At 61.8% G+C, this 12,919-nt stretch carries 12 protein-coding genes; 6 read left to right on the top strand and 6 right to left on the bottom strand.

Features of this window, described 5'->3' with window-relative positions; translation table 11 throughout:
• Positions 1-28: 28 nt before the first annotated feature.
• Positions 29-2,119: a phosphate acetyltransferase gene (pta, locus tag GE543_RS04475; RefSeq protein ID WP_003408730.1), complete on the top strand. Its 2,091-nt coding sequence runs from the start codon at positions 29-31 to the stop codon at positions 2,117-2,119.
• Positions 2,120-2,182: 63 nt separating this feature from the next.
• Entirely contained in the window at positions 2,183-3,088 is a 906-nt protein-coding gene (locus GE543_RS04470) for an acyltransferase (protein ID WP_046271596.1), read from the top strand.
• A 108-nt stretch (positions 3,089-3,196) separates the two neighbouring features.
• Here GE543_RS04470 and GE543_RS04465 read toward each other — a convergent pair whose 3' ends face one another.
• The 6 genes from GE543_RS04465 to rutR all read right to left on the bottom strand — a co-directional run bounded on the left by GE543_RS04465 (position 3,197) and on the right by rutR (position 9,569).
• Complete coding sequence (locus GE543_RS04465; protein WP_046271597.1) at positions 3,197-3,886, bottom strand: OmpA family protein; 690 nt, start codon at positions 3,884-3,886, stop codon at positions 3,197-3,199.
• A gap of 113 nt (positions 3,887-3,999) precedes the next feature.
• Positions 4,000-4,926 (bottom strand): ABC transporter permease, encoded by a 927-nt coding sequence (locus GE543_RS04460; protein ID WP_003316999.1) that lies wholly within the window; start codon positions 4,924-4,926, stop codon positions 4,000-4,002.
• Positions 4,926-6,035 carry an ABC transporter permease gene (locus GE543_RS04455; RefSeq protein WP_153220895.1) on the bottom strand — a complete coding sequence of 370 codons (1,110 nt, stop codon included), beginning with the start codon at positions 6,033-6,035 and terminating at the stop codon, positions 4,926-4,928. The genes GE543_RS04460 and GE543_RS04455 overlap by 1 nt, the downstream gene beginning before the upstream one ends.
• Positions 6,028-7,539, bottom strand: a complete 1,512-nt coding sequence (locus GE543_RS04450; RefSeq protein ID WP_153220894.1) for an ABC transporter ATP-binding protein — start codon at positions 7,537-7,539, stop codon at positions 6,028-6,030. The genes GE543_RS04455 and GE543_RS04450 overlap by 8 nt, the downstream gene beginning before the upstream one ends.
• Positions 7,536-8,627 (bottom strand): BMP family ABC transporter substrate-binding protein, encoded by a 1,092-nt coding sequence (locus tag GE543_RS04445; protein WP_003421720.1) that lies wholly within the window; start codon positions 8,625-8,627, stop codon positions 7,536-7,538. Before GE543_RS04445 ends, GE543_RS04450 begins: the two co-directional genes overlap by 4 nt.
• A 213-nt stretch (positions 8,628-8,840) precedes the next feature.
• The gene (rutR, locus tag GE543_RS04440; protein WP_032702618.1) at positions 8,841-9,569 is read right to left on the bottom strand and encodes a pyrimidine utilization regulatory protein R; all 729 of its coding nucleotides are present in this window, start codon (positions 9,567-9,569) and stop codon (positions 8,841-8,843) included.
• A gap of 293 nt (positions 9,570-9,862) precedes the next feature.
• Here rutR and rutA point away from each other — a divergent pair, with 293 nt between their 5' ends.
• Genes rutA through rutD form a run of 4 tightly spaced genes read left to right on the top strand, consistent with a single transcriptional unit; the run spans position 9,863 to position 12,897 of the window.
• Positions 9,863-10,945 (top strand): pyrimidine utilization protein A, encoded by a 1,083-nt coding sequence (rutA, locus tag GE543_RS04435; protein ID WP_153220893.1) that lies wholly within the window; start codon positions 9,863-9,865, stop codon positions 10,943-10,945.
• Positions 10,945-11,682 carry a pyrimidine utilization protein B gene (rutB, locus tag GE543_RS04430; protein ID WP_024959488.1) on the top strand — a complete coding sequence of 246 codons (738 nt, stop codon included), beginning with the start codon at positions 10,945-10,947 and terminating at the stop codon, positions 11,680-11,682. The genes rutA and rutB overlap by 1 nt, the downstream gene beginning before the upstream one ends.
• Before the next feature lie 10 nt (positions 11,683-11,692).
• Positions 11,693-12,076: a pyrimidine utilization protein C gene (gene rutC / locus GE543_RS04425; protein ID WP_003317005.1), complete on the top strand. Its 384-nt coding sequence runs from the start codon at positions 11,693-11,695 to the stop codon at positions 12,074-12,076.
• Between the two features lie 41 nt (positions 12,077-12,117).
• Entirely contained in the window at positions 12,118-12,897 is a 780-nt protein-coding gene (rutD, locus tag GE543_RS04420) for a pyrimidine utilization protein D (protein WP_153220892.1), read from the top strand.
• The last annotated feature ends 22 nt before the right edge of the window (positions 12,898-12,919 follow it).

The following is a 12,919-nucleotide window of genomic DNA, read 5'->3' as shown; positions in this document are numbered from 1 at the left end:
CCTTGCACTGCTCAATCGAGAAGCCAGTATGCAGACTTTTTTTATCGCCCCCACTGACTTTGGCGTGGGGTTGACCTCCATCAGCCTGGGACTGGTGCGCACGCTGGAGCGCGCCGGCTTGAAAGTAGGCTTTTTCAAACCGATCGCCCAGCCACACCCCGGCGATCTGGGCCCCGAGCGCTCGACCGAGCTGATGGCTCGCACCCACGGCCTCAAGCCGCCCAAGCCTCTGGGACTGGCGCATGTCGAACGCATGCTCGGTGATGGTCAACTGGATGAACTGCTCGAAGAGATCATCAATCTTTATCAGCAGGCAGCGGTCGGCAAGGACGTGCTGGTGGTCGAAGGCATGGTCCCGACCCGCAGCGCGAGCTACGCCGCGCGGGTCAATCTGCATTTGGCCAAGAGCCTGGACGCCGAAGTCATTCTGGTCTCTGCCCCGGAAAACGAAGTGCTCGCCGATCTGTCGGGCAGGGTCGAATTGCAGGCCCAGCTGTTTGGCGGCCCCAAGGATCCCAAGGTGCTGGGTGTGATACTCAACAAGGTGCGCACCGAAGAGAGCATGGAGGTCTTCGCCTCGCGCCTGAAAGAACACTCGCCGTTGCTGCGCAGTGGCGACTTTCGCCTGCTGGGCTGCATTCCGTATCGCGCCGAACTCAACGCACCGCGTACCCGCGATGTGGCCGAACTGCTCGGCGCGCAGGTGCTGAACGCAGGCGACTACGATCAGCGCCGCATGACCAGAATCATCATTTGTGCGCGGACGGTGCTCAACACGGTACCGCTGCTCAAGCCGGGTGTGCTGGTGGTGACGCCGGGCGACCGCGACGACATCATCCTGGCGGTGAGCCTTGCAGCCATAAACGGCGTGCCGCTGGCCGGCCTCCTGCTGACCAGCGACACCGTGCCCGACCCACGCATCATGGAGCTGTGCCGCGGCGCACTGCAGGCGGGGCTGCCGGTGCTGTCGGTCAGCAGCGGCTCGTATGACACGGCCAATCGCCTGAATCAGTTGAACAAGGAAATCCCCATCGATGACCGCGAGCGCGCGGAAAACATCACCGATTTCGTTGCCAGTCATCTGGACGCCAACTGGCTGCACCAGCGCTGCGGCACACCGCGTGAGCTGCGCCTGTCGCCCGCGGTGTTTCGCTATCAGTTGATCCAGCGCGCGCAGGCGGCCAACAAGCGCATCGTGCTGCCTGAAGGCAACGAGCCGCTGACCATTCAGGCTGCCGCGATCTGCCAGGCACGCGGTATCGCGCGTTGCGTGTTGCTGGCCAGGCCCGAGGAAGTGCACGCCGTTGCGCAGGCGCACGGCATCGAGCTGCCGCAGGGGCTGGAAATTCTTGACCCGGACCTGATTCGCGAACGCTACGTTGCGCCGATGGTAGAACTGCGCAAAAGCAAAAGCCTGAACGCGCCCATGGCCGAGCAACAGCTCGAAGACCCGGTGGTCATCGGTACGGTGATGCTGGCGCTGGACGAGGTCGACGGGCTGGTGTCCGGCGTCATTCACTCCACCGCCAACACCATCCGCCCGGCCCTGCAACTGATCAAGACCGCGCCAGGCTGCACGCTGGTGTCTTCCGTGTTCTTCATGCTCTTTCCCGAGCAGGTGCTGATGTACGGCGACTGCATCATGAACCCGCATCCGAGTGCCAGCGAACTGTCCGAGATTGCCTTGCAGAGCGCCGATTCGGCCACTGCGTTCGGCATCTCGCCGCGCGTGGCAATGATCAGCTATTCCAGCGGCAACTCGGCCAGCGGCGAAGAAGTCGAGAAGGTCCGCGAAGCGACGCAGCTGGCACGCGAAACCCGCCGCGATCTATTGATCGACGGGCCGCTGCAGTATGATGCGGCCGCCAACGAACAGGTCGCCCGGCAGCTGGCTCCGGACAGCGCGGTCGCAGGACGCGCCAACGTGTTCGTGTTCCCGGACCTGAACACCGGCAATACCACGTACAAGGCGGTGCAACGCAGTGCCGACTGTGTAAGCCTCGGCCCGATGCTGCAAGGCCTGCGCAAGCCGGTGAACGATCTGCCGCGCGGCGCGCAGGTCGACGACATTGTCTACACCATCGCGCTGACAGCCATACAGGCCGACACGCTGTCCTGATACCTGACCCGAGTGCCGCAGAGCAGTCTGCGGCTTCCGATAACTTGCGGAGCCATCTTCCTCATGGATTTCCTGCCTGCCCCGTTACGCGGCGTCATTGCCTCGCTGCTGCTGGCGCTGAACACCATCGTCTGCTGCACGGTGCTGTTCGCGGTCACGATCCTCAAGATCTGCCTGCCCTTCTCTGCGGCACAGCGTTTCACCGACTGGCTGATGAGCCACATCCATGAAACCTGGATCGGCAACAACAATACCTGGATCAGACTGCTGTGCCACACCCGCTGGCACCTGAGCGGTCTGGAAGGGCTGGATTACCAGCACTCGTATCTGGTTACCAGCAATCACCAGAGCTGGGTCGACATCATGGTCTTGCAGTACGTGCTCAACCGACGTATTCGCCCCTTGAAGTTTTTCCTCAAACAGGAGTTGATCTGGGTTCCGGTGATCGGTCTGGCGTGGTGGGCGCTGGGCTTTCCATTCATGAAGCGCTACTCCAAGGCGTATCTTGCCAAACACCCGGAAAAGAAAGGCAAGGACCTGGAAACCACCCGCCGCACCTGCGCGAAGTTTCGCCATAACCCGGTGGGGATTTTCAACTTCGCGGAAGGCACGCGCTTCACCGCCGGCAAACACGCGCAACAGAACTCGCCGTTCCGCCACCTGCTCAAACCCAAGGCTGGCGGCATTGCCTTCGTGCTCGATGCAATGGGCGAACAGCTGGAATCGATCATCAACGTGACCATCCACTACCCTGGCGGACAACCCGGTTACTGGGATCTGCTGTGCGGTAATGTGAGAGAAGTGGTTGCGCACTTTGAAGAGATCAAAATCCCGCAGCAGTTTCTCGGCAAGAATTACGACCAGGACGGCGAATACCGCCTGGAATTCCAGCAGTGGATCAATACGCTATGGGAAGAGAAAGACCGGCTGCTGGACAGCCTGCATGAGCAGTATCCAGCGCGGCATTGATATTGACTCATGGGAGCGAGCTTGCTCGCGAAGAGACCATCGCCTTCGCGAGCAAGCTCGCTCCCACTTTGCCCGCATTCAACCCGTCTGCGGACGCAGCGGCATCGATCAGTACTGCTGACCCGGAATCGGCTTGAGGTTGACCTCTACGCGGCGGTTCTGGGCGCGGCCGTTGACGTCGGCGTTGCTGGCAATCGGTTGATCAGGACCTGCACCGCGCACTGACAGGTGCGATTGATCGACGCCTTGCGAGGTCAGGTACGTCGCGACGCTCTGGGCGCGCTGTTGCGAAAGGTCCATGTTGTGCTGGCGGCTGCCGGTGCTGTCGGTGTAACCGACGATCTCAATGTTGTTCTGGTTGAACTGCTTGAGCGAGCTGGCCAGGTTGTTGAGCGGCGAATAGAAGCTGCTGGCAATGGCCGAAGAGTCCGTCGCGAACGTGATGTTACCCGGCATGATCAGTTTGATCTGGTCACCCTGACGTTGCACCTCGACACCGGTGTTGGCCATGCTCTCGCGCAGCGCAGCTTCCTGCTTGTCTGCGTAGTAGCCATAACCCGCCGATGCAGCACCCGCCACTGCAGCGCCGATCAGGGCGCCCTTTCCACGGTTATTGTGATCGATGGCCGCACCGGCTACCGCACCGGCCAATGCGCCGAGTCCGCCGTACTTGGCCGTCTTGCTCATACCACCGGAGCTTTGCGCCTGGCCTTGATTGTCATAGGGATTGGATGTTGCACAGCCGGAAAGCATGGCTACGGCGGTGGCAACAATGATCAAACGACGCGAGGTAAACATTCAGGAGCTCCTGGTTTTGACGAACGCTGGTAACCGGATTAGAGCATACACGCTATCAAAAATTCCTTAACCCGTGCTGAACCGCCCGTATTGCGGGCTTCTGCGCGCACCGCTCAGCGGCGCTCCTCGCGAATGTAGGGTTCGCCCAGCGCACCGGGCTGGCTGCTCGATTGCCGCTTGCCGCTCGCCACCCAGACCATGACCAACAGGGTTACCGCATAGGGCGTCATCAACACGAAATACTGGGGCAGGCGCACGCCGGTTGCCGCCAATTGCGGAATCAGCGCCTCGATACCGCCGAACAGCAAAGCGCCGGCCAACGCGCGCCAGGGCGACCAACGCGCAAAAATCACCAGCGAAACTGCAATCCAGCCGCGCCCGCCGGTCATGTCAGCGATCCACATCTTGGTGCTGAGCACGGCAATGAAACCGCCGGCCAGCCCCATCAACGCAGAACCGGCGACAATCGCTGCCAGGCGGTAACCGAGCACGGAAATACCTGCGGCATCGGCGGCCTGCGGGTTCTCGCCGACCGCGCGCAGGCGCAGCCCGGTGCGCGTGCGATCGAGCAGCCAGACCACCGCGATGAAAATCACCACGGTCAGGTACACCAGCGGGTTCTGCACAAAGACCCTGCCCACCACAGGCAGCTCGGACAACGGCCACAGCTCGACCGCCTGCAAGCCGCTGACCGGGCGGTTGGTCCAGCCCAGCAGAGTGCCCAGCAGCCCGGTCAAGCCCTGACAAAAGAACACCAGCGCCAGCCCGGCGATCACCTGATTGATTCGCAGCACCAGCACCATCAGCGCAAACAGCAACGACACCAGACCTGCCGCCGCCATCGACGCCAGCAGCGAAAGGCCAGGCGAGCCGAGGCTCAACTGCATACCGATGCCCGCCAGTGCGCCGACCAGCATCAGCCCTTCGACGCCCAGCGCCAGTACACCGCTGCGCTCGATGAGGATCAGGCCCAGCGCTGCCAGGGCAAACGGCACGGCAAAATCCGGTGCGCTGCCCAGCCAGTGGGAAATAAGCTCCATCAACGTTCTCCTGCCTGGATGCGCCGCAGGCGATGGCGGATGAAAAAGTCCGACGAGGCGACGCAGATCACCAGAATCGCCTGGATCAGTTGCACCATCGAAAACGGAATCTGATAGAACACCTGCAGGTTGCGCCCGGCCACGAACAGCATGGCGATCAGCAGCGCGACCACGGTTGCGGCCACTGGATTGTTGCGGGCCAGAAAGGCGATCAGAATCCCGGAAAACCCGTAGCCCTGATAGAACGACTGAGTAAGGCGCCCTTCCTGTCCCGAGGTCACGACAAAACCTGCAAGCCCCGCCAGCGCGCCCGACAGCAGCACGGTGCCGATGATCATCTTGCGCACCGGCACGCCCACCGCCCCGGCGACTTTCGGGTTGGCATCGACGAAGCGCAGGTACAACCCGGCCCGCGAAACACCGACGAACCACAGGGTCAGACCGGTGACCAGCAGCGCCAGAGGGATCGCCGCGTTATACCCGGCAAACAGGTCGGGCAGCCGCTCGAAGCTCTGGAACGCGGGGGAATAGGGAAAGTTGTCGCGCGGGTCCTTCCAACTGCCGTACACCAGGTGCAGGAGGAAATTGGCGGCGATGTAATTGAGCATCAGCGTCGAGATGATCTCGTTGACCTGCCACTTGAGCTTCAGCAGCACCGGCCCCAGGCTCCACAACAATCCGCAGATAACGGCTGCCGTCATCATCAGCGGCAGACGCAACGCCTCCGGGCCCACCTGAAACAGCGAGATCGCCGTGGCGCCAATCGCGCCCCAGATCATCTGGCCTTCCAGACCCAGGTTCCAGAAACGCGCCCGAAACGCCATGCACCCGGCGAGCCCGACCATGATCATCGGCGATGCCTGAAACAACACTGCCTTGAAGTTTTGCCCATCGAACACTGTCTGCACGACGAACTCGTTGAGCAGCTCGTCGGCAGGCACGCCGGCAAGAATCAGAATCACAGTGCAGATCGTCAGTCCGATCAGCAACGCCAAGGCAATGATCAGCGCCTGCAACAGCCAGCCGGTCTGCTGACGAAGCTCCAGGGTGTAGCGCCGCGCCAGCAAGGGTTGCCGTGCGGATTTCATCGGTTGCACTGATTCAGTCATGGCTCACCATCGCTTTGCCGATGGCTTGCCGGTCAGCAGGGTGCGCGAACTCGGCGACGATGCGCCCGCCGTTCATCACGCCGACACGGTCAGCCAGGGCCAATACTTCGTCCAGATCCTCGCTGATCACCAGCACCGCAGCACCCGCGTCCCGCGCCGCCCGCAAACGGGCATGCACCGCCTGGGTGGCACGCACATCCAGGCCCCGACTCGGGCTGTGCACCAGCACCAATTGCGGGTCGCGGCTGAATTCACGGGCGATCACCAGTTTCTGGGCATTGCCTCCCGACAACAGCGCAGCTTTCTGATCGAGAGAGCGCACGCCCTGTACGTCGAAGTCCGCCACGGCGCGCTGCGCATCCTGTTTCAGACGCTTGTAGCCGAGGCGCCAGAAAGAGCCGTATTGCCCGCTGTGAATATTGCCGATGGCAAAGTTCTCGGCCACCGACAACGACCCGGCCAGCGCTGCGCCGTAGCGGTCGGCCGGGATCGAGGCAATGCGCAACTGCCGACGCTGGTCGGCCGACGCGCCGCGCAAATCGCCAAACCCGGCCATGTGGATTTCACCCTCAGTGGCTTGCGGCAGCCCCATCAGGGCGTTGGCCAGCTCGGCCTGACCGTTACCGCCCACGCCTGCGATGCCGTAAATCTGCCCGGCGTGCAGGCTCAGGTTGACGCCGTTGAGCGCGCTGCTGCCGACGCTGCGCAAGTCCTTGACCTGCAAACGCACCTCGCCGGGTGTCGCCGGTTGATGCTCGGCAACCGGCACCGATTCACCTACCGTGAGCTGCACCAGTTGCTCGACACTCACCTTCTGCGGGTCCAGGGTCTGCACGGTGCGTCCGCCACGCATCACGGTTACCCGGTCGGCATAGCGCTTGACGTCAGCCATCTTGTGCGTGACCAGAACCACTGCCGCGCCTTGCCGGGCGAATGCCTGAACAGTCAGCAGCAGACGCTCGGCCTCCTGATCGGTCAGCACTGCTGTCGGTTCATCGAGGATCAGAATCCGCGCACCGGCCAGCAACACCTTGAGGATCTCGACGCGCTGCTGCTCGGCGACCGACAGACTGTCGACGGTGCGCGCCGGGTCAATCGCAAACCCCAGCGCCTCGGCCTCGCCGATAATCTGCTGTTCCAGCGCACGCAGACGCTTGCGATAGCTGCCTTCGCCGGGTTGCTCGGGCAGTGCCAGGAGAATGTTCTGCGCCACTGTGAACGGCTTCACCAGCTTGAAGTGCTGGTGGACCATGCCGATCCGGTAAAGGCTGGCGTCCCTGGGCCCCTGAAGCTGAACCGGGTTATCGTCCAGCAGCAGAGTGCCGGTTTCCGGTGCGTACAGCCCGGCGGCGATATTCATCAGCGAGGACTTGCCTGCACCGTTCTCGCCCAGCAGGGCATGCACTTCACCCCAACAGGCGGTGAAGTCGGCATCGATCAGCGCCTTGAAGCCATCGAACGATTTGCTGATGCCGGTGAGTTGCAGCGCATTGACCTGACTCATTGCTGAGTCTTCACGCCTTCGACGAACCAGTCCATTTTCCACAGGTCCGGGTCAGACAACTGCTGACCGGCCGCCACTCGCTCCTTGCCGTCACGATCGGCCAGCGGGCCGCTGTAAATGATTTTTCTGCCGGCCAGCAGCTCGGCGCGCTCGGCCTCGATCTTCTTGCGGTCTGCATCGGAAATGATCGCATCCGCAGTCAGCTTGATATCGGTGCCGCCCTGCTGCATCGAGAGCAGCGCGCCGTTGGCGGGCGGCGTCCAGTTGCCGGCAATGATTTTCTTCAGCTCCGGCCCCAGGAAGCGATCCCAGACCCACAGCGACGAGCAGACCGTCGCCTTGGGGGCGAACTCGCTCAGGTCGCGATGGTGGCCGGTGCCGTGAATGCCGCGCTCCTGTGCGACGATCTGCGGTGTCGGGCTGTCGACGTGCTGACCGACCACATCGGCACCGTTGTCGATCAGCGCCATGGTTGCTGCGCGTTCCTTGACCGGGTCGTTCCATGCCCCGGTATAGACCACGTTGACGGTGGCCTTCGGATTGATCTGCCGGGCGCCCAGCTCGTAGGCGTTGATGGTCCAGTTGACCTGGCCGAACGGGTTGGCGGCGACGAACCCCAGCTTGCCGGTCTTCGAGGCCGCACCTGCGGCCATGCCGCACAGGTACTGGCTTTCGTAGGTACGCCCGTAAAACGATTCGAGGTTGGGCGCATTGGTAGTACCCGAGCCATTCAGGAACGCGACTTTCGGGTATTTCCTGGCCAGTGCAAGAAAGGTGTCGGAGTAACCGAATGCAGTGCCGACGATGATGTTGGCACCGCGTGCGATGAGTCGGTCGACCACCGGCGTAATGGCTGCAGCGTTCTCGGGCACACTCTCGACGTACTGGATTTTTGTGTCCAGATCCTTTTCCAGCTTCACGCGTGCTTCGTCGAAGGCCTGAGTCCAGCCGCCGTCATTGCGCGGGCTGATATACACCATGGCGATTTTCGGCTTCCCTTCGAGGGTCAATCCTTCAGCCTGAGCAAGGCTGACCGCTCCCAACGCTACGGCCGCACACAATGTCCCGGGCAACAGTTTCTTGTACATAGACGTTTTCCTGAGGGTAATGGCCGATAAGGACCGCACAAGCAGGCTTTAGCAGCATCCATGCCATTACAGGAAAAGCGCTATGGAACAACGACCTGACGCCATCGAGCCGAATAAAACAGATCAAATGGTCTGAATCGGAGCACTTGGTTTGTGCAGGACGCCCGCGCACTGCGCGAGCGGGGTGCGCGGGTCAGGTCAGGCGAAGCCCGGTCACGCCTTGCGCGGCAGGATCCCGTCCAGAACCATGCTGCGCAGGCTCGCCAGCACCTCTTCGAAAAACGCCGGATCATCCAGGGTCTTGCCGGTCACGGCCTCGACCTGAGTGCGGAAGTCGGCGTAATGCTGGGTGGTCGCCCACAGGGTGAAAATCAGGTGGTGCGGGTTGATGGGGGCCAACTGGCCGCTGTCGATCCAGTGCTGAATCACCGCCACCTTGGCCTGCACCGTGTCACGCAACGGGTGCTGCAACTCGCCCTGAATCAGCGGTGCACCCTGCATCACTTCCATGCAGAACAGCCGCGATTCGGCCGGGTGATCGCGGGACATTTCCAGCTTGGCCTTGATGTAGGCGCTGATCGCCTGCACCGGGTCCTTGTCGGCGGTGAAGTGCAACAGCGGGCTCAGCCATACCTCAAGCAACTGACGCAGCACATTCAGGTACAGGTCGTCCTTGCTGCTGAAGTAATACAGCAGGTTGGTCTTGGAGACGTCCGCCAGGCTCGCGACCTGATCCAGGCTGCTGCCGTGCACGCCATAGCGGGAAAATATCTCCAGCGCCGCATCGAGAATCAGCGTGCGCTTGCCTTCCATTAGGCGCATGCGCCGCTTCAGGGACGTCGCACTGGGTTCGCGGGTCGTCTTGACCACGGTCTCTGGCTTGGCCTTGCGCACGCGCTTGTTCGCCGGGTCAGCCAGGGGAGGTTTCTTGTTCACGCACATCCATCCAGTGATGCCGAAATGAGCGGGCATCTTAACGGGCGCAGCTGTTTTGTCGATACGGATTGCCTGCGCCGTCCGCCCTGCCCCATCTGCGTGCGCCCTGCACAAACCAAGTGCTCTGATTCGGACCAAATGGTCTGAAATAAACCATGAAAACTTTCAAGCCTTTGAATAAAAACAACAAAATTTTCTGGCCCGCTTAATGCAAAAGGTGATCGAGAGACGATTGAAAGACGATTCAAGTGCCGCCAGTCGCGCTTTGGCACGCATCGACCCACGCAGAGAGGCCTCATATGGACATTGGTATCTTCATCCCCATCGGCAATAACGGCTGGCTGATTTCCAGCAATGCTCCGCAGTACATGCCGACCTTCGAGCTGAACAAACAGATCGTGCAGAAGGCCGAGGGCTACGGCTTCGACTTTGCGCTGTCGATGATCAAATTGCGTGGCTTCGGCGGCAAGACGCAGTTCTGGGAACACAACCTGGAGTCGTTCACGCTGATGGCCGGCCTGGCCGCAGTCACCAGCCGGATCCAGCTGTTCGCCACCGTTGCCACCCTGACCATCCCGCCCGCCATTGCCGCGCGCATGGCCTCGACGATCGATTCGATCTCCAATGGCCGCTTCGGGATCAACCTCGTCACCGGCTGGCAGAAGCCGGAATACGAGCAGATGGGGCTGTGGCCGGGCGACGAGTTCTTCCACACCCGCTACGAATACCTGGCCGAATACGCTCAGGTTCTGCGCGACCTATGGGCCACCGGCAGCAGCGACTTCAAGGGCGAGCATTTCAGCATGCAGGACTGCCGCGTCAGCCCTCGCCCACAGGCCGACATGAAGCTGATCTGCGCCGGTCAAAGTGAAGCGGGCATGGCGTTCTCGGCGCAATACGCCGACTACAACTTCTGCTTCGGCAAAGGCGTCAACACCCCCACAGCCTTTGCGCCAACCGCACAGAAACTGCTCGAAGCCAACGAAAAAACCGGCCGCAATGTCACCTCCTGCGTGCTGTTCATGATCATTGCCGACGATACCGACGAAGCCGCACGCGCTCGCTGGGAGCACATCAAGGACGGTGCCGACGAAGAGGCCATCGCCTGGCTGAGCGAAAAAGGTTCGGCAGATAAAAGTGCCGGCTCCAACCTGCGGCAGATGGCCGACCCGACCTCGGCGGTCAACATCAACATGGGCACGCTGGTGGGGTCGTGGGCCACAGTGGCGAGAATGCTCGACGAGGTCGCCACTGTGCCGGGGACTCAGGGCGTGATGCTGACGTTCGATGATTTCGTCAAAGGCGTCGAAGATTTCGGCGAGAAGATCCAGCCATTGATGACCAGCCGCAAGCACATTGCGCAACTCAAGGAGGTGGTCTGATGGCAACCCCGACAACCGTCGCAGGCGTTGACCTGCCGGATGTGCAGCCCGCTCGCGAGCTGCCCGCCCGTCCCGAGCCGCTGCGCATGAAGCCCGGCGAAACCGCGCTGGTGGTAGTCGACATGCAGAACGCCTACGCGTCGCTCGGCGGGTATCTGGACCTCGCCGGGTTCGATGTGAGCAGCACCGGGCCGGTCATCGCCAATATCAACAAGGCCTGTGCCGCAGCGCGTGCGGCGGGCATTCCGGTGATTTTTTTCCAGAATGGCTGGGACCCGGCTTACGTCGAGGCCGGTGGCCCCGGTTCACCGAACTGGCACAAGTCCAATGCCCTGAAAACCATGCGCAAGCGCCCTGAACTCGAAGGGCAGCTGCTGGCCAAGGGTGGTTGGGACTACCAGCTGGTCGACGAGCTGACGCCACAGCCTGGCGATATCGTGGTGCCGAAAATCCGCTACAGCGGTTTCTTCAATTCCAGCTTCGACAGCGTGCTGCGCAGCCGCGGCATTCGCAACCTGGTGTTCACCGGCATCGCCACCAATGTCTGTGTCGAATCGACACTACGCGACGGTTTTCACCTGGAATATTTCGGCGTGGTACTGGCTGACGCGACCCATCAGGCCGGCCCCGAATTCGCTCAGCAAGCCGCGCTGTTCAACATCGAAACCTTCTTTGGCTGGGTTTCCAGCGTCGATGACTTCTGCACCACTTTCAGCCCTGTCGGGCAACTTTCGTGAGGACACCAGCATGACCAAAAAAGCGATCATCCCTGCCGGCACCAGCAAGCCCATCGCGCCGTTCGTACCGGGCTCCATGGCCGACGGTGTGCTCTATGTCTCGGGCACGCTGCCGTTTGACAAAGACAACAACGTGGTACACGTCGGCGACGCCACCGCACAGACCCGTCACGTGCTGGAAGCCATCAAAAGCGTGGTCGAGACCGCGGGCGGAACGATGGACGATGTCACCTTCAACATGATCATGATTCGTGACTGGGCCGACTACGCCAAGGTCAACGAGGTGTATGCCGAGTATTTCGCCGGCGAGAAGCCAGCCCGTTATTGCATCCAGTGCGGCCTGGTCAAACCCGAGGCGCTGATCGAAATCGCCAGCATCGCCCACATCGGCTGAATCGCGACCGTGGGCAGCTGACGCCCACCCGGAGCAAACCCATGTTCCATGAGTTTCATGCCTGCCAGCATGCCGACGCACCGACCCTGGTGCTCAGTTCCGGGCTGGGCGGGTCTGGCCGCTACTGGGCGGATGACCTGGCACTGCTGACCCGCGACTACCGCGTGCTCGTCTATGACCATGCCGGAACCGGGCGTAGCCCTGCGGTGCTGCCGGCGGATTATTCGATCCGGCACATGGCTGTCGAGTTGCTGGCCCTGCTTGATTCACTCGATATCCAGCGCTGCCATTTCATGGGCCATGCGCTGGGCGGTCTGGTGGGTCTGGAACTGGCCCTGCTGCGCCCGGAACTGCTGCAAAGTCAGGTACTGATCAATGCCTGGAGCAGTCCGAACCCGCACAGCGCGCGCTGCTTTTCAGTGCGCAAGAAACTGCTGTTGAACAGCGGGCCGGAGGCCTACGTACAGGCTCAGGCGCTGTTCCTCTACCCGGCAGACTGGATCGCCGCCAACGGCCCGCGGCTGGCCGACGACGAAGCCCACGCGCTGGCGCACTTTCCCGACACCGACAACCTGCTGCGGCGTATCCATGCGCTGGAAACCTTTGACGTGGAGGCCGATCTCGCGCGCATCCACACCCCGACCCTGCTGATTGCCAACCGCGACGACATGCTGGTGCCCTGGCAGCAATCCCGGCACCTGGCCAACGCTCTGCCGAATGCAACGCTGGTACTGCTGGAATACGGCGGCCATGCCTCGAACATTACCGATCCACTGCCCTTCCAACGCGCCCTGCGCGATTTTCTCAGCACACAACCCTGACACTCAACCCTGAAAGGACTCA

The organism is Pseudomonas sp. SZ57, assembly GCF_009495975.1.
Taxonomy (GTDB): domain Bacteria; phylum Pseudomonadota; class Gammaproteobacteria; order Pseudomonadales; family Pseudomonadaceae; genus Aquipseudomonas; species Aquipseudomonas syringae.
The sequence above is the reverse complement of the archived record's forward strand: the minus strand, read 5'-3'. Positions and strand labels throughout refer to the sequence as shown.